This is a genomic window from Snodgrassella alvi (assembly GCF_002777425.1).
Lineage (GTDB): Bacteria > Pseudomonadota > Gammaproteobacteria > Burkholderiales > Neisseriaceae > Snodgrassella > Snodgrassella alvi_B.
In genome coordinates this window covers 133,618-157,775 of record NZ_MDVC01000107.1, presented here as the reverse complement: position 1 = coordinate 157,775, position 24,158 = coordinate 133,618, and the positions used below count along the sequence as shown (strand labels likewise).

The window sequence follows — 24,158 nt, the reverse complement described above, 5'->3', positions numbered from 1 at the left end:
ACAATATTAATCAACCTGAGGATTATTCGGACGAACTAATGCTTTCTGCTCCTCATCCGTCAATACCCAAATCTCTTGAATCTGATTTGCTCTGTCAAACCGTACGGCTATCGGTGCATTCTTAAACCTATACAAATTATTATAGGTTACAAAACGATTATTAGTATCATGCACCCGTACTGCCCTGCTTAATTGAAATGTTTTATTACCATTCACCAAACCCAGACTCAAAGTACGTAACCAGGCCTTTTTTGCCGTTCCCAACACCACCTGCTGTCCTTTAGCATTCTTCAATACAGCAATATGAACATCGCTAGGTAAAACACGGCCAGCCCATGCAAATGAGGAAGTCAGGAAAATCAAACAGTATAGAGCCAAACGCAAGTACTTCATGGTTTCTCCTTTAATAACAATGGTCAAGTTACAGACAATAATTATACGCAGAAGACAAATTACAAGCAGCTTTCAAAACGAAAAATAGTCTTTTTAAAATCTAAGTAATTGGATAGTAAACACAATTGTATTAATGCAAACAAGAAAATATCTTACTAAAATTCGAGAAATACTATTAACTTAGAAATATGGTTAAACTTAAACAAGGAAATCTGCCAGTTCTCAATATCTATACAATTCCCAGCTAAAGTCAGTATTTTAAATATTTGCTACATTAGAGCACCAATAACAAAAGACCACCAGCCAACCATATAAAAACGAAGCTTTCGCTATCCAGTAAGAGTTTAATGCTCACATAACATTTAATAAAATCTGTATACATTACTTATCGGCAAATACCATGAATGAATCAGAAATATTAAACCAATGTACAAAAAACACTGATTAAGAAAAGAAATTTATTAAACTCACTAAGCACACTGGAAAACAAAACATCAAAATGAAACAAGCCAGCCTAAAGGGCTGGCTTGTCCGTGAAGCTTGATTACTCAGCTACAGCTTCTGTTTCGGGAGCTTTCTCAACTAACTCAACCAAAGCTAGTGGAGCATTATCACCTTTACGAAAACCATACTTCAAAATGCGCAGATAGCCACCATTACGATTAGCGAAGCGCGGGCCTAACTCATTAAATAATTTTACAACAACATCACGATCACGCGTACGATTAAAAGCTAAACGGTGATTAGCCAATGAAGGTTTTTTACCTAAAGTAATCAATGGTTCAGCTACGCGGCGTAACTCTTTTGCTTTAGGCAAAGTAGTTACAATTGCTTCGTGAGTCAACAAAGAATTGGCCATATTACGCAACATAGCAGCACGGTGACTACTTGTGCGGTTTAATTTGCGGTTACCATTACGATGACGCATGTCATTATCCTTTAATCATCAAACTTGTGGCTTTTCCAGACTGGCCGGCGGCCAGGCTTCCAGTTTTGAACCCAACGTCAAACCTTTGGAAGCCAGAACTTCCTTGATTTCGTTCAGAGATTTTCTACCCAAATTTGGGGTCTTCAATAATTCAGTCTCTGTGCGTTGAATCAAATCGCCAATATAGTAAATATCTTCAGCTTTCAAGCAGTTTGCTGAACGAACGGTCAACTCCAGATCATCAACTGGACGAAGTAGAATCGGATCGATCGGTGGTTCTTTTTCTTCCACCACTGCAACCGGCGTACCCTGTAAATCTGCAAAAATTGACATCTGGTCAATTAAGATACAGGCCGCACTGCGAACCGCTTCTTCTGGATCGATAGCACCATTGGTTTCAATATCCAGAACCAGACGGTCTAAGTCAGTGCGTTGTTCCACACGGGCAGGTTCTACTTCAAAGCTGACACGACTGATAGGCGAAAAGCTTGCATCTAGTTGAATAGCGCCGATACGTTTGTGGTCGTCTTTATTCCGACGGCCAGACACAGACTCATAACCCCGACCTTGTTCAACCTTAATTTCCATATTGATACTACCACCTTCAGAAAGGTGGCAGATAACATAATCAGGGTTAACAATTTCGACATCATGCGGTAACTCAATATCAGCAGCAGTGACAACACCAGCACCTGATTTTTTCAGACTTAAAGTTACCTCTGTACGACCATGCACCTTAAACACCACGCCCTTCAGATTTAGAAGAATATCAACAACATCCTCCTGCACACTGTCAAGCGTAGAGTATTCATGCAATACGCCTTCAATCGTTACTTCTGTCGACGCATAACCATTCATTGATGACAGTAAGATACGACGCAAAGCATTACCCAATGTATGGCCGAAACCACGTTCAAAAGGCTCCATAGACACTTTGGCACGGGTTGCAGACAAGGTGTCAACGTCAATTTGACGCGGCTTCAAGAATTCGGATGTGTTTTGCATTTAACTGTCCTCACTTAACCAGCTTTATTTAGAGTAAAACTCTACCACCAGCTGTTCATTAATATCGCCACTCAATTCAGTGCGATCTGGCATGTTTTTGAAAACACCTTCCAGCTTGCCTTCTTCAACAGAAACCCAGCTTGGTAAGCCAATCTGGCTGGCAAGGCTGAATGCCTCCTGAATACGCACCTGTTTTTTGGCTTTTTCGCGAACTGCAACAACATCACCGGCTTTCACCTGAAAAGAAGGGATGTTCACAACCTGGCCGTTCACGGTAATGGCTTTGTGAGATACCAACTGACGGGCTTCGGCGCGGGTAGAGCCAAAACCCATACGGTATACCACATTATCTAAACGAGATTCCAACAACTGAAGCAGCAGTTCACCAGTCGAACCTTTACGACGGGCTGCTTCAGCAAAATAACGGCGAAACTGACGTTCTAAAACACCGTAAATACGGCGGATTTTCTGTTTTTCACGCAACTGCAGACCATAGCCAGATAAGCGGGGCTTTTTCGCACCATGCTGACCAGGAGCAGAGTCCAGTTTACATTTAGAATCCAGAGAGCGACGTGCACTCTTCAGAAACAGATCAGTGCCCTCACGACGGGCTAATTTACATTTCGGGCCGGTATAACGTGCCATACTCAAATACTCCTGTTAGATACGACGTTTTTTAGGTGGCCGACAACCATTGTGTGGCAATGGAGTAACGTCTGTAATACTGGTAATCTTAAAACCAAGAGCGTTGAGCGCACGTACAGAAGATTCGCGACCAGGACCCGGCCCCTTAATGCGAACTTCCAGATTTTTTACGCCATACTCTTGGGCAACTTTACCAGCTGCTTCTGCCGCAACCTGAGCGGCAAATGGTGTGCTCTTACGTGAACCTTTAAAACCAGCACCGCCAGAGGTAGCCCAAGATAATGCATTGCCCTGACGATCAGTGATAGTAATGATGGTATTATTGAAAGATGCATGAACATGCACAATACCTTCACTTACGGATTTACGTACTTTCTTGCGCACACGAGCTGTGTTTGCTTTAGCCATTATTGTTCCTTATCAATTATTTCTTGCCTGCAATCGCCTTACGCGGACCTTTACGCGTACGTGCATTGGTACGGGTACGCTGACCACGACACGGTAAACCGCGACGATGACGCAGACCACGATAACAGCCCATGTCCATCAAGCGTTTGATGTTCATGGTCACTTCACGACGCAAATCACCTTCTACATGGTATTTGGCAATCTGTTCACGTAAAGCATCAAGTTGAGTCTCGTCCAAATCTTTTACTTTAGTGCTCGGCACAACGCCGGCAGCTTCGCAAACCAGTTTAGCGCGAGACGAACCAATACCATAAATAGCCTGAAGGCCAATTACGATATGGGCATTGTTAGGGATATTTACCCCTGCAATACGAGCCATATTTTTTCCTTAGGGCAAAAAGTCTGTCACTATAACACAAAGACTTATGGTTATCCAATTAGCCTTGGCGTTGTTTATGACGAGGGTCAGTACAAATCACACGCACAACACGGTTGCGACGAATGATTTTACAATTGCGGCAAATTTTTTTTACCGACGGCTGAACGCGCATATTATTTCCTTTCTACTCTTAGCGGGCGCGGAAAACGATGCGAGCACGAGTCAAATCGTACGGGGTCAATTCCACAGTCACTTTATCTCCAGGAGAAATGCGTATGTAGTGCATGCGCATTTTTCCAGAAATATGACCTAAAACGACGTGATCGTTTTCAAGTTTAACTTTAAAAGTTGCGTTGGGCAGGGTTTCAAGAATTTCACCCTGCATCTGTATGGTATCTTCTTTGGCCATAATACTAACGACGTGATGATAATGATTTCATCGCAGATCGCTTCATCAAATGTTCGTACTGACTACTCATGACATATGAAGCAATTTGCGTTTTAAAATCCATGGTCACCACCACCAGAATAAGTAGTGAGGTGCCACCTAGGTAGAAAGGTACATTCATCGCAGAAGTCAGTACTTCTGGAATCAGGCACACGATAGCTATATAAATTGCGCCCCAAAAAGTCAAACGCAATACAACTTTCTCCAGATAACGGCTGGTTTGTTCACCAGGGCGGATACCCGGCACGAAAGCACCACTTTTCTTCAGATTTTCTGCCATTTCTCTTGGACTAAATACAAGAGCCGTATAGAAATAACAAAAGAAGATGATAGTAGCTGCAAATAGCAAAATATAAACAGGCTGACCATGCTGTAACAAACCAGCCAGTTTCTGTAGCCATCCATCCTGATTTGCCGAACCAAACCAGCTTAACAGAGTAGACGGAAACAGAATAATGCTGGATGCAAAAATCGGCGGAATAACGCCAGCCATATTCAATTTAAATGGTAAATGGGAATTCTGCGCCTGCATAATGCGATTACCAACCTGTCGCTTGGCATACTGCACAGGTACTTTGCGCTGCGCGCTTTCGATATATACAACTGCATATATCAACGCCAAAGCACCAACTATCAGTGCAATAGCCATCAGATAACTGATGGAACCCTGACTGGTTAATGTCAATAGACGACCAATACCGGCAGGCAGACTTGCTGCAATACCGGCAGTAATAATCAGCGAAATACCATTACCAATACCACGTTCAGTAATCTGTTCACCCAGCCACATTAAAAACATGGTTCCGGTAACCAGACATACCATGGTTGAAAGATAAAACTCGAATTGGCCAGAAACTACTACATTTTGTTGATAAACAAATGCAGCAGCTCCAAAACTTTGCAAGGTAGCCAGCAAAACGGTGCCATAACGCGTATATTTAGTCAAAGTACGACGTCCGGCCTCACCTTCCTTTTTAAGCGCTTTCAAGGAAGGAATGATTTCGGAAGCCAGTTGTACAATAATTGACGCTGAAATATAAGGCATCACACCTATTGCAAAGATACTGAATCGTTGCAGTGAACCGCCGGAAAACATATTAAGCATACTTAATATGCCTCCGCCGGCACTTTCATACAGTTTGGTCAAAGCAGCACCATCCACACCGGGCACTGGGATATGTGAACCGATGCGGAATACAACCAACGCACCAAGTAAAAACAACAGACGATTTTTTAAATCACCGAACTTTGAAAGTCCTGTTGCGGATTGCGGATTAGCCACTTGATTCCTTGCCTTATTCTGCTACTTTACCACCGGCAGCTTCAATGGCCTGTTGCGCACCTTTGGTGGCTTTAATACCATTTAAAGTTACCGCCTTATCAATACTGCCTGATGCAATGATTTTAACATTTAAGGCAGTAGCAGGCACCAGTCCGGCCTGTTTCAGTACCAAAATATCAATTTCGTCAACTGCAACTTTAGCCAGATCATCCAAACGCACTTGAGCATTAAAACCGGCAGTTAAAGATTTAAAGCCACGTTTCGGCAGGCGACGCTGCAAAGGCATCTGACCACCTTCGAAACCAACTTTATGATAACCACCTTTACGGCTTTTCTGACCTTTGTGGCCACGACCACAGGTTTTGCCTAAACCGCTGCCAATGCCACGACCCACACGGCGAGCCGCATGTTTAGCACCTTCAGCAGGTTGAATGGTATTCAAAAGCATGTTACTTCTCCACTTTCAAAAGGTAGCTGATTTTATTGATCATGCCACGATTTTCGGGGGTATCAAGCACCTCAACAGTATGCTCACGGTGACGCAAACCCAGACCGCGTGCGCAGGCACGATGAGAGGCAATAGTACCAATCAGGCTTTTAACCAATGTAATGCGTACGGTTTTTTGCTCACTCATGCTCTGCTCCTAAAATTTCTTCTACGGTCAGGCCACGTTTGGCTGCAATTTCAGCTGGTGTATACAGTTTGGACAAGCCATCCAGAGTTGCGCGAACAATATTGTATGGATTGGTTGAACCGTGTACTTTAGCAGAGATATTGTGAATACCCATTGCATCAAATACCAAACGCATTGGGCCGCCAGCTTTCACGCCATTACCTTCTTTAGCAGGCTGCATGAATACGCGGGTAGCGCCATGACGACCAATTACTTCATGGTGAATAGTACGGCCGTTTAAAGGCACTTTAATCATATTACGACGGGCTTGATCCATAGCTTTCTGTACAGCTACAGGTACTTCTTTGGATTTACCTTTACCCATGCCGATACGACCATCGCCATCACCAACTACGGTTAAAGCCGAGAAAGCCATAATGCGGCCACCTTTAACCACTTTGGTCACACGGTTTACGGCAACCATTTTTTCGATCAGGCCGTCACCGCGTTCTTCAGTTTCGTGTTTTGCCATATTTCTGGTCTCCAGTTTATTAGAAGCTCAAGCCGTTTTCACGAGCTGCCTCAGCCAAGGCTTTAACGCGACCATGGTATTGAAAACCTGAACGGTCAAATGCCACTGCATCAATGCCAGCTGCTTTGGCTTTTTCAGCAATGCGTTTACCAACTACTACAGCAGCGTCAACATTGCTGCCATATTTAATGCTGGAACGCACATCAGCCTCCAGAGTAGAGGCCTGAGCCAATACTCGATCACCTTCAGCGCTAATAACCTGGGCATAAATGTGATTATTGGTGCGGAAAACGCACAATCTCACTTTGTTCAGAGCTGCAATTTTGGCACGGGTTTTACGTGCACGACGCAGTCTTGCTACATTTTTATCCATCAGTGAGCCTCAATTATTTTTTCTTGGTTTCTTTAATAACGACGCGCTCATCAGCATAACGTACACCTTTACCTTTGTAAGGTTCTGGCGGACGGAATCCACGAATTTCAGCGGCCACCTGCCCTACCACCTGCTTATCAGCACCGGCAATAATTACTTCGGTAGCTGAAGGAGTTGTGGCAGTGATACCTTCTGGTAATTCATAGTTAATCGGATGAGAGTAACCCAAAGAAAGGTTCAATACTTTACCTTGAGCCTGAGCGCGATAACCTACACCAATCAGTTGCAGTTTTTTCTCAAAACCACTGCTTACGCCTACAACCATGTTGTGTAATAACGCACGTACAGTACCAGACAATGCATTTGCTTTTGTACTGTTGTCGTTAGCGGTAATAACCAACTGGCCATCATTCAGTGCTACATTTACTTCAGCGTGTTGATGCAGGGATAATTCGCCGTTTTTACCTTTAACGATAATAGCCTCTGGAGAAAACTTAACGTCAACGCCAGCCGGAACCACTACCGGATGTTTTGCAATTCGAGACATGTTTTCCCCTTAGGCAACCACGCACAATAACTCACCGCCAATACCATTGGCACGGGCTTTACGGTCAGTCATTACGCCTTTAGAAGTGCTCACAATCACAACGCCCAAACCATTCATTACAGAAGGGATGTCGTTGGAACCTTTATACACACGCAGACCAGGACGTGATACGCGTTGAATGCGTTCAATCACAGGCTGACCAGCGTAGTATTTCAATTGTATTTCCAATGTCGCCTTGGTTTCAGCAGATACAACGAAGTCTTCTACATAACCTTCCTCTTTCAAAACTTTGGCGATAGCCACTTTTAATTTGGAAGAAGGCATGTTTACAGTAGCTTTATTCGCACGCTGAGCGTTGCGAATGCGGGTCAACATATCGGAAATAGGATCATGCATACTCATATTTTATACTCCTATTACCAGCTGGCTTTGATTACGCCCGGAATTTCACCACGCATGGCGATTTCACGGATTTTGGTACGGGCCAAGCCGAATTTACGGAAATTACCACGCGGACGACCAGTCAAAGCGCAGCGACGACGTTGACGAATCGGAGCAGCATTACGCGGAATAGCCTGTAATTTCAGGCGTGCCTGAAATTGCTCTTCATCAGTCGCATTGGCATCATTGATGATAGCGAAAATGGCTTCGCGTTTGGCAGCATATTTTTTTGCTAAAGCTTCACGCTTCAGCTCACGATTAATAAGTGCTTTCTTAGCCATAATTAACCCTTAAACGGAAATTTGAACAGAGACAACAGTGCTTTGGCTTCTGCATCAGTTTTAGCAGTTGTGGTAATGGTAATATTTAAACCACGCAAAGCATCAATTTTATCGTATTCAATTTCCGGGAAAATAATTTGTTCACGCACACCCATGTTATAGTTACCACGGCCATCAAATGATTTACCATTTACGCCACGGAAATCACGTACACGAGGCAAGGCAATGGCAATCAAGCGGTCTAGAAACTCATACATACGGTCACGACGCAAGGTTACCTTGCAACCGATCGGATAGTTATCACGGATTTTAAAGCCAGCGATAGATTTGCGTGCTACGGTTACCACCGGTTTCTGACCAGCAATTTTTTCCAGATCACCAACTGCATGTTCCATTACTTTTTTATCGGCAACCGCTTCACCTACACCCATATTCAGGGTAATTTTTTCAATACGCGGTACTTCCATGATAGATTTGTAACCGAACTGTTTGGTCAACTCAGGAACAACAGTGGTGTTATAAAAGTCTTTTAAACGAGCCATTGATTACTCCTTAAGCTCCCACGGTGGCACCGGTAGATTTGTATACACGGGTACGTACTACTTTTCCGTCTACTGTTTCTACCTTGATACCTACGCGGTCAGCTTTTTGGGTTTCCGGATTGAAAATCGCCACATTGGAAATAGCCAATGGCGCATCTTTGGTGATTACACCACCTTCAATCCCACGCATGGGGTTAGGTTTCTGGTGACGTTTAACACGGTTAACACCGTCAACAATCACTTTATCACCCAGAACACGCACTACTTTACCCTGTTTGCCCTTATCTTTACCGGCAATGATGATCACCTGATCACCAGTTTTAATCTTTTTCATTGCAACCTCACTTACAGTACTTCAGGAGCCAATGAAACGATTTTCATGAATCGCTCAGTACGTAGCTCACGGGTTACCGGGCCAAAAATACGGGTACCAATTGGTTCCAGCTTGGTATTCAACAGCACGGCTGCATTGTTATCAAATTTGATCAGTGCTCCGTCGTTACGACGCACACCTTTAGCTGTACGTACTACCACAGCGTTATATACATCGCCCTTTTTAACGCGACCACGAGGAGCTGCGTCTTTTACGGCCACTTTGATAATGTCGCCTACAGATGCGTAGCGACGCTTAGATCCACCTAATACTTTGATGCACATTACACGGCGCGCACCAGAGTTGTCAGCCACATCTAAGATGGTCTGCATTTGAATCATGTTATTACCTTTTAAAATCCAACTTAATTTACCGCTTTCAATCAGCCTGCTACTACTTTATAGCTGTTTGAAACCATTAACGGTTCTAGTAAACCAGTCTTGGGTCCCGAAGGGAGAGCTCCGGCGATCGCCGGATACTTTCAAGAAACTGAAAGTTAAGGAACGAAGTTTACAGACAATATCCGATTGTCGCAAGACTTCGTTCCCTAATTGTAGCACATTGTTGTGTTAATTACACATTGCGTGCTTTTTCAATCAGCTCTGTTACAACCCAGCTTTTGGTTTTTGACAATGGGCGACCTTCGGAAATGACAACAACGTCACCAATACCGTATTGGTTCTGCTCATCGTGTGCATGGATTTTGGTAGAACGGCGAATCACTTTGCCATACAGCGGGTGTTTTACCTTACGCTCCACCAGTACGGTTACAGTTTTATCCATTTTGTCGCTCACGACTTTGCCCTGCAAAGTACGTACGTTTTTAGCTTCAGTCATCATTCACCATCCTTCTGGTGCAAAATGGTTTTTACACGAGCAATATTACGACGCACTTTTTTCAGCTCACTGTTTTTACCCAGCTGGCCGGTGGCATGCTGCATACGCAGTCCAAACTGCGCTTTCAACAGGCCAACCAGTTCTTCGTTTAACTGCTCAACAGATTTGTCTTTCAATTCACTGGTTTTCATTATTGACCTACCTGGCGTTTAACAAATACGGTCTGAATCGGCAATTTGGCTGCTGCCAGCTCGAAAGCCTGACGTGCCAAAGTTTCATCTACACCATCCATTTCGTAGAGCATTTTGCCCGGCTGGATTTCGGCAATGTAATATTCCACATTACCTTTACCGCCACCCATACGTACCTGAATTGGTTTTTCAGTAATGGGTTTATCCGGGAATACGCGAATCCAGATACGACCGCCACGTTTAATGTGACGAGTCATTGCACGACGTGCTGCCTCAATCTGGCGTGCAGTCAAACGACCACGGCCCACAGCTTTCAGACCAAAATCACCAAAGCTAACTTTATTGCCACGAGTAGCAATACCGGTGTTGCGGCCTTTTTGCTGTTTGCGGTATTTCATTCTAGTTGGCTGCAGCATTTCGACCACCTGCCTTTCTGCTGTGTTTCTTGTCCTGTTCCGGCTTGGCCTGAATTTCACCCGGGGTTAATTCACCCTTATAAACCCAGACCTTGATACCGATAATGCCATATGTGGTTTTGGCTTCGCTAGTTGCGTAGTCAACATTGGCACGCAGGGTATGCAAAGGTACACGACCCTCACGATACCATTCGGTGCGGGCAATTTCGATACCGTTTAAACGGCCGGAAGACATGATTTTGATACCTTTAGCACCAACGCGCATGGCATTTTGCATGGCACGTTTCATGGCACGGCGAAACATTACACGTTTTTCCAGCTGTGCAGCGATATTGTCTGCAATGATTTGCGCATCGATTTCCGGTTTGCGGATTTCTTCGATGTTGACATGTACCGGCACACCCATGATTTTCTGCAAATCACGTTTTAATACTTCAATGTCTTCGCCTTTTTTACCAATTACAATCCCTGGACGGGCGCTATAAATGGTAATGCGTGCAGATTTAGCCGGACGTTCAATTACAACACGACCAACAGAAGCATTAGCCAGACGTTTACGTAAAAAATTACGTACGTCGATATCTTCTTTCAGCACTTTGGAAAAGTCGCCGCTTTTGGCAAACCACTTGGAAGACCAATCTTTATTCACTGCCAGGCGAAAGCCTGTAGGGTTAATTTTTTGTCCCATCGCTTTTCCTTAGTTGCCCACAATCACGTTGATGTGACAAGTTTGTTTCTCGATGCGATTACCACGACCTTTGGCACGCGCCTGAAAACGTTTCAGACTTGGACCTTTGTCGACATAGATGGTAACCACTTTCAATTCGTCGATATCAGCACCTTCGTTATGCTCGGCATTAGCCACAGCAGATTCCAGTACCTTTTTGATCAACTCAGCACCTTTTTTCGGGCTGAATGTCAAAATATTCAACGCTTGGGCAATATCTTTGCCACGCACCAGATCAGCAACCAGACGGGCTTTTTGCGCAGAAATGCGGGCATTTTTATGTTGTGCACTAACTCTCATGTTTTATCCCTTATTTTTTAGCCTTCTTGTCAGCCAGATGGCCTTTGAAGGTACGGGTCAATGAGAACTCACCTAATTTGTGACCAACCATATTGTCGCTGATGAATACTGGCACGTGGGTACGGCCGTTGTGTACAGCAATGGTCAGACCGATAAAATCAGGCAGAATAGTGGAACGACGTGACCAGGTTTTAATCGGGCGCTTGTCGTTAGTAGCACGAGCCGCATCGACTTTTTTCAGTAAATGCAGGTCGACATATGGGCCTTTTTTTAATGAACGAGCCATATCAGTTAACCTTTATTTGAGTAACGGCGGCGAACAATCATGTTGTTCGTGCGTTTATTACGACGAGTACGATAGCCTTTGGTTGGTGTACCCCATGGGCTAACCGGTTCACGAGCTTCACCAGTACGGCCTTCACCACCACCATGCGGGTGATCTACCGGGTTCATTACCACACCGCGTACGGTAGGACGGATACCGCGCCAGCGCTTGGCACCGGCTTTACCCAGTTTTTGCAGGCTTTGTTCTTCGTTGCCTACTTCACCAATGGTGGCACGGCAGTCAACGTGAATTTTACGTACTTCGCCAGAACGCAGACGCAACTGGGCATATACACCTTCTTTAGCCAACAGTACGGCAGATGCGCCAGCTGAGCGGGCAATCTGAGCACCTTTACCCGGTTTCATTTCGATACAGTGGAGCGTTGTACCAACCGGAATATTGCGAATTGGCAGATTATTACCAGCCTTGATTGCCGCTTCGGAACCAGAAACCAGTACGGCACCTACCTGTACATTGCGCGGAGCAATAATGTAACGGCGTTCACCATCGGCGAAACACAACAGTGCAATATGTGCAGTACGGTTTGGATCGTACTCAATGCGTTCTACTTTGGCAGCAATACCGTCTTTGTCGTTACGTTTGAAGTCTACAACACGGTAATGATGTTTATGGCCACCACCTTTATGACGGGTGGTAATCCGTCCACCGTGGTTACGACCAGCGGTTGAAGACTGTTTTTCCAATAATGGTGCATATGGTGCACCTTTGTGCAAGCCTTCTGTTACCACGCGTACCATGCCGCGACGGCCAGCAGAAGTCGGCTTCATTTTAACAATAGCCATAGTGCTTATTCCTTATCTGCAGAAGCGGCAGCAGATTCGATGTCCAGCTCTTGACCAGCCGCCAGGCTGACATAAGCTTTTTTCACGTCACTGCGCTTACCGATGGTACGGCCAAAACGTTTACTTTTGCCTTTAATGAGGGTGGTGGCTACAGAATCCACTTTTACATTAAACAATAGTTCCACAGCAGCCTTGATTTCTGGCTTGGTGGCGTTTGGCAATACTTTAAACGTCATCTGGTTGCGTTTTTCAGCCAGCATGTTGCTTTTTTCAGAAACAACAGGAGCCAAGAGCACTTGCATTAAACGTTGTTGATTCATACCCATTGCTCCTCAAGTTGTGCAACTGCTGCTTTGGTAAGCACTACTTTCTTAAAGCGTAACAGATTGTACGGATCAGTTTGCTGTGCTTCCAGAACCAGTACATTCGGCAGGTTGCGGCTAGACAAGTAAACGTTTTCATCCAGCTGTTTGGTGATGAATAATACCTGCTCCATACCCAGATTTTTTACCTGTTCGGCAAACGCTTTGGTTTTAGGTGTAGCAGCAGACAATTCATCAATAACAAACAGGCGTTCGTCACGTACCAGCTGAGACAGGATGGCAGCCATACCCGCGCGGTACATCTTGCGATTTACTTTCTGGGTAAAGTTTTCATCTGGTTTATTCGGGAACGCACGACCACCACTGCGCCACAGCGGAGAAGATGTCATACCGGAACGGGCGCGGCCAGTTCCTTTCTGACGCCATGGCTTTTTAGTAGAGTGTTTTACTTCGGCACGAGTCAACTGTGAACGGTTACCGGAGCGGGCATTGGCCAGAAAGGCAGTAACCAGCTGGTGAACCAGATCTTCATTGTATTCACGTGCAAACAATGCGTCAGAAGCAGCAACTGCACCTGCAACCTGACCTTGAGCATCAATTAATTTCAGTTCCATTACGCACCTACCTTCACGCTCGGACGCACGACAACGTCGCTGTTAACCGCACCGGGCACTGCACCTTTCACCAGCAACAGCTGACGTTCGGTATCTACGCGTACGATTTCCAGATTCTGGATGGTGGATTTAACGTTACCGTACTGACCAGCCATACGTTTACCCGGGAATACGCGACCCGGATCCTGTGCCATACCGGTTGAACCTGGCACACGATGGGAACGGGAGTTACCGTGAGAAGCACGCTGAGAACCAAAATTGTGACGTTTGATGGTGCCAGAAAAGCCTTTACCTTTGCTGGTACCAGTGACATCAATCAACTGACCTGCTGCAAAAATGCTGACATTAATTTCAGCACCCGCAGACAATTCAGCCAATTTTTCTTCAGAAACGGCAAATTCTACCAAGCCACGACCGGCTTCAACACCAGCTTTGGCAAAGTGACCTGCCTGCGCCTTGCTGACGCGATTGGCTTTTTTCTGACCGAAAGTCACCTGTACGGCAGTGTAGCCGTCGGTAGCTTCGGATTTGAGTTGAGTGACGCGGTTAGCAGACATGTCCAGTACAGTTACTGGAACTGAAGCGCCGTTCTCATCGAACACGCGCGTCATGCCTACTTTGCGCCCAACCAGACCTAAAGTCATAGTTATTTCCTTTTATAAAGGGACCAATTACGATTGATTGGCCTCGCACAAATAAAGAATCTTGCCGACGTAAAATCGGCAAGATGGCGATAGTATCATGTTTATTCTGCCTGAATCAATTTTTTATGCAAGTAAAGCACGGATTTTTAGATAAAAAAACAACGCTTATGTTTTATATATGACTGCTTATGCGGTTTTTTGGATTTTTCTGCCATCATATATACATTTAATACAATATGATTTTTTGCTTTTGGCAAATTTTATCTGGTTAACTCATCGGTGATATTTTGCAGAAACTGGAGCCGCTCCGGTTTCAGTTTTCCATCTGCCACAGCCTGCTTAAGGGCGCAGCCTGGTTCCTGACGATGGCTGCAATTATGAAAACGGCACTGTCCAATATACTGACGCATATCGGGGAAATAATGTAGCAAATCGCTCACCTGCAAATGGTGCAGACCAAATGCCTGTAAACCGGGAGAGTCGATAAGCTGACTGTGTGCATCCAGATCATACAATTGTGCATGGGTTGTGGTATGACGGCCGGAATCCAGTGCTGCTGAAATGGCACCTACCCGTGCCTGTTCATTACCCAGCAAGGCATTGGTTAATGTAGATTTACCCATACCAGACTGGCCTAACAGGATTGCACATTCTCCCTGCAAATGCTGACGCAATGCGGCTACATCACACAAAGCACTGATATTTATCACCTCATAGCCTAAACTCTGATAAAACCCCAATTTTTCCAGCCATTGCGCATTCTGGGGCAAATCTGCCTTGTTTAATATTATTAGCGGCGGTATGTTTGCTGCTTCTGCGGCCAGTAGTGCGCGCTGTAACAATAATTCACTCGGAGTGGGTACAGCGGCCAGTACGATTAGCATCAACGTCACATTGGCAGCAATGAGCTTGCTGCGCGTGGCATCCTGACGGTAAAGCAGGCTGCGCCGTGGTAAGTAATCTTCAATCACGGCCTGCTGCTGATTGATATGCCCGATATGAACTTCATCACCGCAGGCAAAATCAATTCTTTTTTTACGGGTAGTAGCTTCATAAGTTTTACCAGCAGACGTGCGCACTATAAAGCGTCGTCCAAAACTAGTGATAATCTGCGCTGTCAACAACTCATTTATTTGCTGCACCATACTTAATCTGCCTTTGTGGCTGCCTGCAATGCAGCAATGCGTTCCCGCGCACCCGGGTGTGAATCGTAAAACCGCGAATACCAGATATCACTAACCAGACTGGCTGCATTGGTACGATAAAGTTTGGTTAAGGCCTGAATCAAATCATTGGCATTAGCATACTTTGCCGCAAATCGGTCTGCTTCAAACTCATTCTTGCGCGACAATACACTTGCTAATGGTGAAAACGGGAAGGTAAAAACCGGCAACACCAGCATAAATAATAATAAAGCCATGGCATGGCTGGGTTCATGTACACCTAAACCAAGATAAAAGCCCGACTGTGGTAATAACCAGCCCAAAACTGCAAATACGATTAACGCCAGTATAAATGTGACAATCATCTGTTTAAATACATGTTTATGCGCAAAATGCCCCAGCTCATGTGCCAGAACTGCCTCAACTTCGCTTATCTGCATATCTTTCAGCAAGGTATCAAAAAATACTATGCGTTTGTGTTTTCCCAACCCCGTAAAATAAGCGTTGCCATGCCCGCTGCGTTTGGAACCATCCATAACAAAAATACCATCACTGTGAAAACCTGTGCGTTGCAACAGATTTTCGATTCGTGTGCGCATTACATCATCTTTCAATGGCTCAAACTTATTGAAAAGCGGAGCAATCCATTTGGGAAATGCCCACATCAGCAACAGAGAAAAAATTACCCATACTAACCACACAACCAGCCACCAAACGCCACCAAGCCAGTGTGCCTCAATCATGATTTGCATCAAAAAAAGAACAATATACAGTAAGGGTAAACCAACAATAATGGCTAACAGGCAACCCTTGAACTGATCAGCAAAAAATGTAGCCAATGTCATTTTATTAAAGCCAAATTTAGCTTCCAGACGAAAGCTGCGATACCAGGCCATTGGCCAGCCCAGAACCATGTTAATCAGCGCAAATAAACCAATAAGTACGATTCCTTGAGCAATATTATAATGTACCCATTTCTGACTTAAACGCGCCAGCAGATCCAGCCCGCCACCAATTGTGAACAGCAGCAATAATAACGCCTGAAACAGAGTTTCATAACGTGCCAGACGTTGCTTGGCCAAAGTATAATCTGCCGCTTTCTGATGTTCCGCCAGTGATACACTTTGTGCAAAAGCCGCAGGTACATGGTTACGATGCGCCAACACAGCCTTACTCTGGCGCACAGACAGATACAGCTGGCCACATGTACTGCATACAAAAAAGAGTAAAAACAGCATATAAACTGTTTGGGCAGAAAGATAAAACGCCATAAAAATATACTATGCTTGAAAATAATAATTGTAGCGGAGTTTATCCATTACTGGTTAATAAAGCAGAACAATAATCGGTGATCAGCCAAATATCACGATGATTACTAGTATTAATAATGATGTGTTCTGACTAGATATAATTTTGTAGCTGTACCGAATACCGGTTACATCAAAATAATAAAATAATCTGTCTGGATAATACTCATGCAAACCAATCGGTTTTATCAGTTGCAATTTATCTTCTTTTAAAACGATTACAGCAACTCCATTGATGGCACATTTGCAGGTAAAAAATGAGGTTAAACTATCAACCATAACAGAAAAAAGCTAAAATGATGTTTTATTATTAATCAAGATTAAGATATGCAAAACGATAAAAATCTTGCTTGGCTGGATATGGAAATGACCGGATTAAATCCAGATACTGACCGAATTATAGAAGTGGCCATGATCATTACCGATAGTGACCTGAATGTACTGGCACAATCTGAGGTACTGGTTATTCACCAGCCTGACAGTATTATTGATCACATGGATAAATGGAATACTACCACCCATACCCGTACTGGTCTGGTGGATAAGGTAAAAGCATCTACTCTGACCGAAGCTGAGGCCGAAGACAAATTGCTGGCCTTTATCAGTGAGTGGATACCGGAAAAAGCTTCGCCGATGTGTGGCAACTCCATTCATCAGGATCGCCGCTTTATGGTGCGCTACATGCCACGGCTGGAAGCTTACTTCCACTATCGAAATCTGGATGTATCGACATTGAAAGAATTGGCTAAACGCTGGAACCCTGCCGTTGCCAAAGGTGTCAGCAAAAAGGGCGCACATCAGGCTCTGGATGATATTAAGGAAAGCATTGAAGAAATGGCCTATTACCGCGCACATTTCTTAACTATATCGGCCTGATTTTGTATACTGCGCCATTAATTTTTGCTGAAATCAACATCAGTTATGATGAATCCATCCTGTCCTATTAATCAAACAGCCATTTGGGCACAGCTGCATCAACACCAGCGAAGTACCCGTTTTTCGCATATGCGCGATTTATTTCGGCAACAGCCAGATCGTTTTGCACAAATGCATGAGCAATTAAATGGCCTGCTACTGGATTACAGCAAAAATCGCATCACTGAAGATACTCTGACGTTATTAATTGAACTGGCAAACATTGCCGATGTACGTGGCTGGACTGATAAGATGCGCCGTGGCGATAAAATCAATATCAGTGAAAACCGTGCCGTGCTGCATACAGCACTTAGGCTGCCACCATACGCTAAAGTATATGTCGACAATCACAATATCGTACCGGATATTCATTGTGAACTCGAACGTGCCTACAGCTTTGCCGAATCAGTGCGCAATGGTGAATATGTAGGCGCTCATGGTGAGCGCATTACCGATATTATCAATATTGGTATTGGTGGTTCCCATCTTGGTCCAGAAATGGTCACACTGGCATTGCATCCATTTCAGCAGACGGGGCTAAATATCCATTATGTCGTCAATGTTGATGGTGCCAATTTAATGCAGGTACTGGACAGCGTTAATCCGGCTACTACCATTTTCATTATTGCCAGTAAATCTTTCACCACACCTGAAACTTTGCTTAATGCGCAAACCGCGCGCAACTGGTTTCTACAGCAGGGGATGCGCGAAGCCGATATCAGCCGTCATTTTACTGCCATTACTAGTGCTGTTGATAAAGCACAGGCCTTTGGCATTACTTTGGAACATATATTTACTATGTTCGACTGGGTAGGAGGCCGCTATTCCGTCTGGTCTACTATTGGTCTATCAGTAATTTGTGCTATTGGTAAAGAAAATTTCCAGAATTTTCTTGCTGGTGGACGGGCGATGGATGAACATTTTTTTCATGCGCCTTTACGACATAATATCCCGGTATTACTTGGCCTGATTGGTTTGTGGTATCACACTTTTTATACCACTACCAGCCATGCCATAATTCCTTATGATCATGGGCTACGCCGTCTGGCCGCACATTTGCAGCAGCTGGATATGGAAAGTAATGGTAAACAGGTAAGTCGTTATGGTGAGCGTCTGGATTTTGATACAGGCCCCATTATCTGGGGTGAAGAAGGCGTTAACTGCCAGCATGCTTTTTTCCAGCTACTTCATCAGGGGCCACGACTGATTTCCTCTGATTTTATTGTTCCGATTAACAGTTTTTACCATGTCAGTTCCCAGCATAAAGTTCTGGTAGCCAATGCCTTTGCGCAGACTGAAGCATTAATGCGTGGTAAAACATTGACAGAAGCATATGCAGAACTTGTTCATCTTGACAATAAATATCGTGATATCATGGCACCACAGAAAGTATTCCCCGGCAATCAGCCTTCCAATACACTGCTACTGGATGAAATCAACCCATTTAATCTGGGCATGCTACTGGCCATGTATGAACATAAAGTGTTTGTACAGGGAATAATCTGGGGGATTAATTCATTCGATCAGTGGGGTGTGGAATACGGCAAAGTTTTGGCCAAAAATATTGAGCCAGAGTTGAGCACAGACGACCCGCTATACCATGATGCTTCTACTAACGGCCTCATTAACTATTTTAGAAAACATCACCATGACACAAACCTTGCTTGATATCACCACCAAACTGGATGCACTGGGGCATACCGTAACCTGCGCCGAATCGTGTACTGGTGGCCTACTGGCAGCAGAACTGACCCGTCTACCGGGCAGCTCCAGCTGGTTTAATATGGGTTACATTACTTATAGTAATCAGGCCAAACAACAACTGCTTAATGTTAATGATACAACTTTGCGCCATTATGGTGCTGTTAGTGAAGAATGTGTGCGCGAAATGGCTTTGGGTGCATTGATTGATGCCAAGGCGGATTATGCCCTTTCTGTTTCCGGTATTGCAGGGCCTGCTGGTGGCAGTGCTGAAAAACCGGTAGGCACTGTATGGTTTGGACTGGCAACCAAACAACGCATCTGGGCCAAACATCACCAGTTTAATGGTGACCGTGATATGATTCGGGCACAGGCAGTAGAATATGCATTGCGTTTTTTACGTCAGTATTTATACCGTTAGGCTGGATTATCAAGCAAAAAAATTGAACAGACAAATGAAAAACTGGCCGGTTTTGAATAACCGGCCAGTTTTTCATTTCTATTAGTTCGCAAAGTTAACCATTTTTATTCAATACGCTCGCCATGGATACTCACGTCCATACCTTCGCGTTCTGCATCATGGTCAATACGTAAACCGCGACACGCAATTGCTACAATTTTAAGAATCAGATAAGTCATCATCACACTATACACAATGGTAATGACTGCATCCTTAATTTGTACCAGTAGCTGAGTGCCAATCGTGGCTTCTCCACCAAAAATAGCATTGCTGAACAGCAAACCAGTTAGAATTGAACCCACAATACCGCCAAAGCCATGAATACCAAAAGCGTCAAGTGAGTCATCATAACCAAATCTGCGTTTTAAAAATACCGCAGCAAAATAAGCAGCAATAGCCGTTACCACGCCAATTACCAGCGCAGCCTGTGGACCAACAAAACCAGCAGCAGGTGTAATTCCCACCAGACCGGATACGGCACCGGAAGCCATCCCTAAAGCAGATGGCTTATGCCCGGCCAGTTTTTCACACAACATCCACGTTAGTGCAGCCGCAGCGGCAGCCACTTGAGTAACTGCCATGGCCATACCAGCAGAAGCATCCGCAGCACCAGCAGAGCCGGCATTAAAGCCAAACCAGCCCACCCATAACATAGCAGCACCGGTTAAAGTTAACACCATATTATGTGGTGCCATCACATCTTTACCATAGCCAAGACGTTTACCAATCACCAATGCGGCTACCAAACCGGCTATACCGGCATTAATATGTACAACTGTTCCACCGGCAAAATCCAGAACTGGTGTATGCGTATCAGCCATAAAACCGCCGCCCCAGACCCAATGACAGACTGGCGCATAAACAAAAGTTACCCAGAGACCAGAAAACAATAATAAGGCTGAAAATTTCAAACGTTCAGCAAAAGCTCCGGTTACAATAGCAGTAGATATAATTGCAAAGGTCATTTGAAAAAACATAAATACCGACTCGGGAACAGTACCGTCTCCATTAACAATGGTAGTCATCTCTCTGGTTTGATCCAATCCCATACCACCAAGCATAAAACGGTCAAAACCACCAATAAATGCGTTACCCGGCGTAAAAGCAAATGAATAGCCTATTATCATCCACAGTACACTTACCAACGCAGCAACCACAAAACTGTGCATCATGGTGCCTAGCACATTTTTTTTGCGTACCATCCCACCATAAAATAACGCTAATCCAGGCACTGTCATCAATAATACCAGTACCGCAGAAGTCATTACCCATGCCGTGTTACCTGCGTTTATCTCCGACAGTGGCCGCCACCAGCCGGACAAATCAGCAGCCAATAGCGGTAATGGCAATAACAGTACTGCGGGTATAACACAGTTTTTAATCCGATTCATTTTCTCTCCCTTATTGATTATCTGCTACTGTCTATACAGCTGCTGAGCCTGACTCACCGGTACGGATTCGCACCACCTCATCTACAGGTGAAACAAAAATCTTGCCATCACCCACTTTACCCGTTTTGGCACTGGTAATAATGGCTTCAACAGCACGCTCTACCAGCTCATCCACCAGCACAATTTCTATTTTGATCTTGGGTAAAAAGTCCACTTCATATTCAGCACCGCGATAGATTTCGGTATGACCCTTTTGTCGGCCAAAACCTTTCACTTCGCTTACTGTCATTCCCTGCACCCCTATTTCAGCCAGAGCTTCGCGGACATCATCCAGTTTGAAAGGTTTAATCATCGCTGTGATTTTTTTCATATAACACCTCTTTATTGAAACCAACTATCTATCGTCAACCAAGCATTCCGAAGCAATAAACTACCCAGTTTCACTTAACTATGCAGTTCGGTTTACAGCAATCAACAGTAACTCATCAAACCTTACATCTTTCTTTTAAATTTGCAAAGATGTATCAAAATTACTGGTGTATTAATTTCTGCTTTTTGTTGTTTTGTTCATTATCAACTGCTGCCATAATTCCTGTACAAGCCACAGAACATAGTAAATACAATTAAGAAAATATAAAATCCAGAATATCAATTATGGATATTAATTCACACCTACGAATGATTGCCCGTACTTTGTTTCTGCGGATGCTATCATTTGGTTCTGATTACATCTGCCAAAAAAATCTGTACAGATGTTATAAAACTACATATAGCCATTAAATAGCTAATCATTCTGACTAATGATACTTACAAGTGGCATACATCAAACAGTTACTATCAGGTATAATTGCACGCTAACAGCAAAATAAATACATACACATCATTGAGACTTTTGTTTCTGTCAAGAGGCCAACATGCTAATTTGCAATCCATATGAAATTGTTATTCAAGGCATGACAAATAATAATAAACGTTTTCGCCCTAGCGACTGGGCTGAGCGTCTGTGCGGAGTTTTATCTTCTTTTGATCAGGGGCACCGTTTGTCCTATCATCAATGGGTTCGGCCAATTCTGGTAGACAATATCCGCTGTGTTGCCGTCGACCGTAAACTGGAACAGATCAGCGCTACTGCTTTTAATTTCCTGATGGATTTTGCCCGTGATAATGATTTACGTATTCTGGACTGCAAAGCCTTATTAGAAGAACAGGAACATAAACAGATTAGCTTAATCGATGCGATGGCTCAGGAAAATGCCGAGACTACAAAACAGCAGCCAACAAATCCACAAACAGAAGCAGTAGAGCATCATGCTCTGGTTAATCAATTACGTGAACTGACATCAGCAGAAACCACCTCTGCTTTTGCAACATTACACCGGTTGCACCCTAATATCCGCGATATTACCCAGTTTCAGGAACTGGTACAGATTCAACAGGCAGAAGGTTATCGCCTATTAGGGATATTTGAGGAAGGCAAACAGAACGCCATAACTATTTGTGGTTTCCGTATTGTGACCAACTTTGCGTCTGGGCGCCATTTACACATTGATGATCTGGCCAGCCATCATTCACCAATTACTGATGAGCAGGTTAGCCAAATTTTTGGGGCGCTGAAAATAATTGCAGTTAAAGAAAATTGCAACAGCATTCATGCTGACTCAAGTGTGTCCTCAGATAATAGCAATATGCATCATGTGTACCTGAAACATGGCTTTGTCTTAAGCAGCCATAAATTCAGCCTGACACTAGATTAAGCAAGCATATCAAAGGCATATTCATAAAAAACAGAATATTCACTATTCTGTTTTTTTATGAATGAAAACCAGCCATTAAGCCAGATTAATATTATCAGTTCTACAACTTCTGTCTATGCGGTATCAATAAACAAAAAAATATTATAAACGGATTACATCACTCTTTTCATTTCCAAAGAATGGCAAAACCGGATTAAAGGTATCCTTTAATCCGGCTAAATAAAATAATAGATGTTGCCTTTACTCTGCTTCTGCCAGATAGCCACGTAATTTCTGCATTGCTTTGGCTTCAATCTGACGGATACGTTCCGCAGATACACCATACTCACTGGCAAGATCATGCAGGGTTAACCCCCCATCATCTGCCAGCCAACGACTTTCAACAATATGGCGACTGCGATCATCCAGTTTGGCCAGTGCTGTCTGCAAGCCTTCAGTCTGCAACGCATAATGTGCCTGTTGTGCCAGTACTTGTGTTGGCTCAGTAGTGCTATCAGTTAACCAGTCTATCGGCGCAAAATTATCTTCATCATCATTCTCTGCCAGCAACGACATGTCCTTGCCGGTCATGCGCTGTTCCATTTCCATAACTTCAGAGAGCTTTACGCCCAAATCATCGGCAATCGACTGTGCTTCTTTATTACTCAATGCAGCCATGGATTTACGCATACTGCGTAAATTGAAAAACAGCTTACGCTGCGGCTTGGTGGTGGCTACACGCACCAAACGCCAGTTACGTAAAATAAATTCGTGAATCTCAGCTTTAATCCAGTGTACCGCAAACGAAAACAGACGTACGCCACGGCTTGGCTGAAAGCGTTTTACCGCTTTCATCAAACCAATATTGCCTTCCTGAATCAAATCCGCCTGATTCAAGCCATAACCATCATAACCACGTGCAATGGAAACCACGACACGCAGGTGAGATAAAATCAGTTTTTTAGCAGCCTCTAAATCCCCTTCGGTCTGGCGTACTGCCAAATCCTGCTCTTCCTCAAGGGAAAGCATAGGAATATTGTTTACGGTATGAATGTATTGCTCCAAACTACCATGCCCGGTCGGCACGGGTAATGCAAAAGCGGTATTCATGCCTGTC

Annotated in this window: 38 protein-coding genes; 4 read left to right on the top strand and 34 right to left on the bottom strand. The window is 44.2% G+C overall.

Annotated features, from left to right (window positions below):
• Positions 1-6: 6 nt before the first annotated feature.
• From BGI33_RS10920 to BGI33_RS10770, 31 genes are all read right to left on the bottom strand, one after another.
• Positions 7-393: a hypothetical protein gene (locus BGI33_RS10920; protein ID WP_100091206.1), complete on the bottom strand. Its 387-nt coding sequence runs from the start codon at positions 391-393 to the stop codon at positions 7-9.
• Positions 394-937: 544 nt separating this feature from the next.
• Positions 938-1,321, bottom strand: a complete 384-nt coding sequence (rplQ, locus tag BGI33_RS10915; RefSeq protein ID WP_037487099.1) for a 50S ribosomal protein L17 — start codon at positions 1,319-1,321, stop codon at positions 938-940.
• A gap of 18 nt (positions 1,322-1,339) precedes the next feature.
• Positions 1,340-2,326 (bottom strand): DNA-directed RNA polymerase subunit alpha, encoded by a 987-nt coding sequence (locus tag BGI33_RS10910; protein ID WP_093092405.1) that lies wholly within the window; start codon positions 2,324-2,326, stop codon positions 1,340-1,342.
• A 24-nt stretch (positions 2,327-2,350) separates the two neighbouring features.
• Complete coding sequence (gene rpsD / locus BGI33_RS10905; protein WP_025331687.1) at positions 2,351-2,971, bottom strand: 30S ribosomal protein S4; 621 nt, start codon at positions 2,969-2,971, stop codon at positions 2,351-2,353.
• Between the two features lie 15 nt (positions 2,972-2,986).
• Positions 2,987-3,379 (bottom strand): 30S ribosomal protein S11, encoded by a 393-nt coding sequence (gene rpsK / locus BGI33_RS10900; RefSeq protein WP_025331688.1) that lies wholly within the window; start codon positions 3,377-3,379, stop codon positions 2,987-2,989.
• Positions 3,380-3,395: 16 nt separating this feature from the next.
• On the bottom strand, positions 3,396-3,758 hold the full coding sequence (rpsM, locus tag BGI33_RS10895) for a 30S ribosomal protein S13 (protein WP_025331689.1): 363 nt from the start codon (positions 3,756-3,758) through the stop codon (positions 3,396-3,398).
• Between the two features lie 58 nt (positions 3,759-3,816).
• Complete coding sequence (rpmJ, locus tag BGI33_RS10890) at positions 3,817-3,930, bottom strand: 50S ribosomal protein L36 (protein WP_003697674.1); 114 nt, start codon at positions 3,928-3,930, stop codon at positions 3,817-3,819.
• An 18-nt stretch (positions 3,931-3,948) separates the two neighbouring features.
• Positions 3,949-4,167: a translation initiation factor IF-1 gene (gene infA / locus BGI33_RS10885; RefSeq protein ID WP_003684714.1), complete on the bottom strand. Its 219-nt coding sequence runs from the start codon at positions 4,165-4,167 to the stop codon at positions 3,949-3,951.
• A gap of 4 nt (positions 4,168-4,171) precedes the next feature.
• Positions 4,172-5,488 carry a preprotein translocase subunit SecY gene (gene secY, locus BGI33_RS10880; protein ID WP_100091205.1) on the bottom strand — a complete coding sequence of 439 codons (1,317 nt, stop codon included), beginning with the start codon at positions 5,486-5,488 and terminating at the stop codon, positions 4,172-4,174.
• A gap of 13 nt (positions 5,489-5,501) precedes the next feature.
• Positions 5,502-5,936 (bottom strand): 50S ribosomal protein L15, encoded by a 435-nt coding sequence (gene rplO / locus BGI33_RS10875; protein ID WP_100091204.1) that lies wholly within the window; start codon positions 5,934-5,936, stop codon positions 5,502-5,504.
• A gap of 1 nt (position 5,937) precedes the next feature.
• Positions 5,938-6,123, bottom strand: coding sequence for a 50S ribosomal protein L30 (rpmD, locus tag BGI33_RS10870; protein ID WP_100091203.1), 186 nt, complete (start codon positions 6,121-6,123; stop codon positions 5,938-5,940).
• Positions 6,116-6,634 (bottom strand): 30S ribosomal protein S5, encoded by a 519-nt coding sequence (gene rpsE / locus BGI33_RS10865; protein WP_100091201.1) that lies wholly within the window; start codon positions 6,632-6,634, stop codon positions 6,116-6,118. Before rpsE ends, rpmD begins: the two co-directional genes overlap by 8 nt.
• Before the next feature lie 19 nt (positions 6,635-6,653).
• Complete coding sequence (rplR, locus tag BGI33_RS10860; RefSeq protein ID WP_100091200.1) at positions 6,654-7,007, bottom strand: 50S ribosomal protein L18; 354 nt, start codon at positions 7,005-7,007, stop codon at positions 6,654-6,656.
• Positions 7,008-7,020: 13 nt separating this feature from the next.
• Complete coding sequence (rplF, locus tag BGI33_RS10855; protein ID WP_100091198.1) at positions 7,021-7,554, bottom strand: 50S ribosomal protein L6; 534 nt, start codon at positions 7,552-7,554, stop codon at positions 7,021-7,023.
• Between the two features lie 9 nt (positions 7,555-7,563).
• Positions 7,564-7,956: a 30S ribosomal protein S8 gene (gene rpsH / locus BGI33_RS10850; RefSeq protein WP_100091197.1), complete on the bottom strand. Its 393-nt coding sequence runs from the start codon at positions 7,954-7,956 to the stop codon at positions 7,564-7,566.
• 14 nt (positions 7,957-7,970) lie between these two features.
• On the bottom strand, positions 7,971-8,276 hold the full coding sequence (rpsN, locus tag BGI33_RS10845) for a 30S ribosomal protein S14 (protein WP_100091195.1): 306 nt from the start codon (positions 8,274-8,276) through the stop codon (positions 7,971-7,973).
• Between the two features lie 2 nt (positions 8,277-8,278).
• Complete coding sequence (gene rplE / locus BGI33_RS10840; RefSeq protein WP_025331698.1) at positions 8,279-8,818, bottom strand: 50S ribosomal protein L5; 540 nt, start codon at positions 8,816-8,818, stop codon at positions 8,279-8,281.
• 10 nt (positions 8,819-8,828) lie between these two features.
• The gene (gene rplX / locus BGI33_RS10835) at positions 8,829-9,152 is read right to left on the bottom strand and encodes a 50S ribosomal protein L24 (RefSeq protein ID WP_100091194.1); all 324 of its coding nucleotides are present in this window, start codon (positions 9,150-9,152) and stop codon (positions 8,829-8,831) included.
• 11 nt (positions 9,153-9,163) lie between these two features.
• Positions 9,164-9,532 (bottom strand): 50S ribosomal protein L14, encoded by a 369-nt coding sequence (gene rplN / locus BGI33_RS10830; protein ID WP_025331700.1) that lies wholly within the window; start codon positions 9,530-9,532, stop codon positions 9,164-9,166.
• Positions 9,533-9,764: 232 nt separating this feature from the next.
• The gene (gene rpsQ, locus BGI33_RS10825) at positions 9,765-10,028 is read right to left on the bottom strand and encodes a 30S ribosomal protein S17 (RefSeq protein ID WP_025331701.1); all 264 of its coding nucleotides are present in this window, start codon (positions 10,026-10,028) and stop codon (positions 9,765-9,767) included.
• Complete coding sequence (rpmC, locus tag BGI33_RS10820; RefSeq protein ID WP_025331702.1) at positions 10,028-10,219, bottom strand: 50S ribosomal protein L29; 192 nt, start codon at positions 10,217-10,219, stop codon at positions 10,028-10,030. The genes rpsQ and rpmC overlap by 1 nt, the downstream gene beginning before the upstream one ends.
• Positions 10,219-10,635: a 50S ribosomal protein L16 gene (rplP, locus tag BGI33_RS10815; RefSeq protein ID WP_037394618.1), complete on the bottom strand. Its 417-nt coding sequence runs from the start codon at positions 10,633-10,635 to the stop codon at positions 10,219-10,221. The genes rpmC and rplP overlap by 1 nt, the downstream gene beginning before the upstream one ends.
• Entirely contained in the window at positions 10,619-11,323 is a 705-nt protein-coding gene (gene rpsC / locus BGI33_RS10810) for a 30S ribosomal protein S3 (protein WP_093092414.1), read from the bottom strand. Before rpsC ends, rplP begins: the two co-directional genes overlap by 17 nt.
• Before the next feature lie 9 nt (positions 11,324-11,332).
• Entirely contained in the window at positions 11,333-11,662 is a 330-nt protein-coding gene (rplV, locus tag BGI33_RS10805; protein ID WP_037406961.1) for a 50S ribosomal protein L22, read from the bottom strand.
• 10 nt (positions 11,663-11,672) lie between these two features.
• Positions 11,673-11,948 (bottom strand): 30S ribosomal protein S19, encoded by a 276-nt coding sequence (gene rpsS / locus BGI33_RS10800; RefSeq protein WP_037406960.1) that lies wholly within the window; start codon positions 11,946-11,948, stop codon positions 11,673-11,675.
• A gap of 5 nt (positions 11,949-11,953) precedes the next feature.
• Positions 11,954-12,790, bottom strand: coding sequence for a 50S ribosomal protein L2 (gene rplB, locus BGI33_RS10795; RefSeq protein WP_100091193.1), 837 nt, complete (start codon positions 12,788-12,790; stop codon positions 11,954-11,956).
• Between the two features lie 5 nt (positions 12,791-12,795).
• A complete protein-coding gene (gene rplW / locus BGI33_RS10790; protein ID WP_174827874.1) occupies positions 12,796-13,110 on the bottom strand; it encodes a 50S ribosomal protein L23 in 315 nt (104 codons plus the stop codon).
• Positions 13,107-13,727 carry a 50S ribosomal protein L4 gene (gene rplD, locus BGI33_RS10785; protein WP_025331819.1) on the bottom strand — a complete coding sequence of 207 codons (621 nt, stop codon included), beginning with the start codon at positions 13,725-13,727 and terminating at the stop codon, positions 13,107-13,109. Before rplD ends, rplW begins: the two co-directional genes overlap by 4 nt.
• The gene (rplC, locus tag BGI33_RS10780) at positions 13,727-14,371 is read right to left on the bottom strand and encodes a 50S ribosomal protein L3 (RefSeq protein ID WP_100091191.1); all 645 of its coding nucleotides are present in this window, start codon (positions 14,369-14,371) and stop codon (positions 13,727-13,729) included. The genes rplD and rplC overlap by 1 nt, the downstream gene beginning before the upstream one ends.
• A gap of 260 nt (positions 14,372-14,631) precedes the next feature.
• Complete coding sequence (rsgA, locus tag BGI33_RS10775; protein WP_100091190.1) at positions 14,632-15,516, bottom strand: ribosome small subunit-dependent GTPase A; 885 nt, start codon at positions 15,514-15,516, stop codon at positions 14,632-14,634.
• A gap of 2 nt (positions 15,517-15,518) precedes the next feature.
• Positions 15,519-16,805, bottom strand: a complete 1,287-nt coding sequence (locus BGI33_RS10770; RefSeq protein WP_100091188.1) for a M48 family metallopeptidase — start codon at positions 16,803-16,805, stop codon at positions 15,519-15,521.
• Between the two features lie 363 nt (positions 16,806-17,168).
• On the opposite strand from BGI33_RS10770, the gene orn reads away from it, so the two are divergent.
• Genes orn through BGI33_RS10750 form a run of 3 tightly spaced genes read left to right on the top strand, consistent with a single transcriptional unit; the run spans position 17,169 to position 19,878 of the window.
• Positions 17,169-17,717 (top strand): oligoribonuclease, encoded by a 549-nt coding sequence (gene orn / locus BGI33_RS10760; protein WP_100091186.1) that lies wholly within the window; start codon positions 17,169-17,171, stop codon positions 17,715-17,717.
• 48 nt (positions 17,718-17,765) lie between these two features.
• A complete protein-coding gene (gene pgi / locus BGI33_RS10755; RefSeq protein WP_100091259.1) occupies positions 17,766-19,424 on the top strand; it encodes a glucose-6-phosphate isomerase in 1,659 nt (552 codons plus the stop codon).
• Positions 19,405-19,878, top strand: a complete 474-nt coding sequence (locus tag BGI33_RS10750; protein ID WP_100091185.1) for a CinA family protein — start codon at positions 19,405-19,407, stop codon at positions 19,876-19,878. Before pgi ends, BGI33_RS10750 begins: the two co-directional genes overlap by 20 nt.
• Positions 19,879-19,982: 104 nt before the next feature.
• Here BGI33_RS10750 and BGI33_RS10745 read toward each other — a convergent pair whose 3' ends face one another.
• Both BGI33_RS10745 and BGI33_RS10740 read right to left on the bottom strand, forming a co-directional pair.
• Entirely contained in the window at positions 19,983-21,308 is a 1,326-nt protein-coding gene (locus BGI33_RS10745; RefSeq protein ID WP_100091184.1) for an ammonium transporter, read from the bottom strand.
• A 31-nt stretch (positions 21,309-21,339) separates the two neighbouring features.
• Entirely contained in the window at positions 21,340-21,678 is a 339-nt protein-coding gene (locus tag BGI33_RS10740; protein WP_100091182.1) for a P-II family nitrogen regulator, read from the bottom strand.
• A 544-nt stretch (positions 21,679-22,222) separates the two neighbouring features.
• Here BGI33_RS10740 and BGI33_RS10735 point away from each other — a divergent pair.
• A complete protein-coding gene (locus tag BGI33_RS10735; protein ID WP_100091181.1) occupies positions 22,223-23,062 on the top strand; it encodes a DUF3579 domain-containing protein in 840 nt (279 codons plus the stop codon).
• Between the two features lie 240 nt (positions 23,063-23,302).
• On the opposite strand, the gene rpoH is transcribed toward BGI33_RS10735, so the two are convergent.
• The gene (gene rpoH, locus BGI33_RS10730; protein ID WP_100091180.1) at positions 23,303-24,151 is read right to left on the bottom strand and encodes an RNA polymerase sigma factor RpoH; all 849 of its coding nucleotides are present in this window, start codon (positions 24,149-24,151) and stop codon (positions 23,303-23,305) included.
• Between the last annotated feature and the right edge of the window lie 7 nt (positions 24,152-24,158).

Coding starts and splice junctions, on each gene's coding strand:
- BGI33_RS10920 (WP_100091206.1), bottom strand. CDS start 393: ATGAAGTACTTGCGTTTGGCTCTATACTGTTTGATTTTCCTGACTTCC.
- rplQ (WP_037487099.1), bottom strand. CDS start 1,321: ATGCGTCATCGTAATGGTAACCGCAAATTAAACCGCACAAGTAGTCAC.
- BGI33_RS10910 (WP_093092405.1), bottom strand. CDS start 2,326: ATGCAAAACACATCCGAATTCTTGAAGCCGCGTCAAATTGACGTTGAC.
- rpsD (WP_025331687.1), bottom strand. CDS start 2,971: ATGGCACGTTATACCGGCCCGAAATGTAAATTAGCCCGTCGTGAGGGC.
- rpsK (WP_025331688.1), bottom strand. CDS start 3,379: ATGGCTAAAGCAAACACAGCTCGTGTGCGCAAGAAAGTACGTAAATCC.
- rpsM (WP_025331689.1), bottom strand. CDS start 3,758: ATGGCTCGTATTGCAGGGGTAAATATCCCTAACAATGCCCATATCGTA.
- rpmJ (WP_003697674.1), bottom strand. CDS start 3,930: ATGCGCGTTCAGCCGTCGGTAAAAAAAATTTGCCGCAATTGTAAAATC.
- infA (WP_003684714.1), bottom strand. CDS start 4,167: ATGGCCAAAGAAGATACCATACAGATGCAGGGTGAAATTCTTGAAACC.
- rplO (WP_100091204.1), bottom strand. CDS start 5,936: ATGCTTTTGAATACCATTCAACCTGCTGAAGGTGCTAAACATGCGGCT.
- rpmD (WP_100091203.1), bottom strand. CDS start 6,123: ATGAGTGAGCAAAAAACCGTACGCATTACATTGGTTAAAAGCCTGATT.
- rpsE (WP_100091201.1), bottom strand. CDS start 6,634: ATGGCAAAACACGAAACTGAAGAACGCGGTGACGGCCTGATCGAAAAA.
- rplR (WP_100091200.1), bottom strand. CDS start 7,007: ATGGATAAAAATGTAGCAAGACTGCGTCGTGCACGTAAAACCCGTGCC.
- rplF (WP_100091198.1), bottom strand. CDS start 7,554: ATGTCTCGAATTGCAAAACATCCGGTAGTGGTTCCGGCTGGCGTTGAC.
- rpsH (WP_100091197.1), bottom strand. CDS start 7,956: ATGAGTATGCATGATCCTATTTCCGATATGTTGACCCGCATTCGCAAC.
- rpsN (WP_100091195.1), bottom strand. CDS start 8,276: ATGGCTAAGAAAGCACTTATTAATCGTGAGCTGAAGCGTGAAGCTTTA.
- rplE (WP_025331698.1), bottom strand. CDS start 8,818: ATGGCTCGTTTAAAAGACTTTTATAACACCACTGTTGTTCCTGAGTTG.
- rplX (WP_100091194.1), bottom strand. CDS start 9,152: ATGAAAAAGATTAAAACTGGTGATCAGGTGATCATCATTGCCGGTAAA.
- rplN (WP_025331700.1), bottom strand. CDS start 9,532: ATGATTCAAATGCAGACCATCTTAGATGTGGCTGACAACTCTGGTGCG.
- rpsQ (WP_025331701.1), bottom strand. CDS start 10,028: ATGACTGAAGCTAAAAACGTACGTACTTTGCAGGGCAAAGTCGTGAGC.
- rpmC (WP_025331702.1), bottom strand. CDS start 10,219: ATGAAAACCAGTGAATTGAAAGACAAATCTGTTGAGCAGTTAAACGAA.
- rplP (WP_037394618.1), bottom strand. CDS start 10,635: ATGCTGCAGCCAACTAGAATGAAATACCGCAAACAGCAAAAAGGCCGC.
- rpsC (WP_093092414.1), bottom strand. CDS start 11,323: ATGGGACAAAAAATTAACCCTACAGGCTTTCGCCTGGCAGTGAATAAA.
- rplV (WP_037406961.1), bottom strand. CDS start 11,662: ATGAGAGTTAGTGCACAACATAAAAATGCCCGCATTTCTGCGCAAAAA.
- rpsS (WP_037406960.1), bottom strand. CDS start 11,948: ATGGCTCGTTCATTAAAAAAAGGCCCATATGTCGACCTGCATTTACTG.
- rplB (WP_100091193.1), bottom strand. CDS start 12,790: ATGGCTATTGTTAAAATGAAGCCGACTTCTGCTGGCCGTCGCGGCATG.
- rplW (WP_174827874.1), bottom strand. CDS start 13,110: ATGAATCAACAACGTTTAATGCAAGTGCTCTTGGCTCCTGTTGTTTCT.
- rplD (WP_025331819.1), bottom strand. CDS start 13,727: ATGGAACTGAAATTAATTGATGCTCAAGGTCAGGTTGCAGGTGCAGTT.
- rplC (WP_100091191.1), bottom strand. CDS start 14,371: ATGACTTTAGGTCTGGTTGGGCGCAAAGTAGGCATGACGCGCGTGTTC.
- rsgA (WP_100091190.1), bottom strand. CDS start 15,516: ATGGTGCAGCAAATAAATGAGTTGTTGACAGCGCAGATTATCACTAGT.
- BGI33_RS10770 (WP_100091188.1), bottom strand. CDS start 16,805: ATGGCGTTTTATCTTTCTGCCCAAACAGTTTATATGCTGTTTTTACTC.
- orn (WP_100091186.1), top strand. CDS start 17,169: ATGCAAAACGATAAAAATCTTGCTTGGCTGGATATGGAAATGACCGGA.
- pgi (WP_100091259.1), top strand. CDS start 17,766: ATGAATCCATCCTGTCCTATTAATCAAACAGCCATTTGGGCACAGCTG.
- BGI33_RS10750 (WP_100091185.1), top strand. CDS start 19,405: ATGACACAAACCTTGCTTGATATCACCACCAAACTGGATGCACTGGGG.
- BGI33_RS10745 (WP_100091184.1), bottom strand. CDS start 21,308: ATGAATCGGATTAAAAACTGTGTTATACCCGCAGTACTGTTATTGCCA.
- BGI33_RS10740 (WP_100091182.1), bottom strand. CDS start 21,678: ATGAAAAAAATCACAGCGATGATTAAACCTTTCAAACTGGATGATGTC.
- BGI33_RS10735 (WP_100091181.1), top strand. CDS start 22,223: ATGCTAATTTGCAATCCATATGAAATTGTTATTCAAGGCATGACAAAT.
- rpoH (WP_100091180.1), bottom strand. CDS start 24,151: ATGAATACCGCTTTTGCATTACCCGTGCCGACCGGGCATGGTAGTTTG.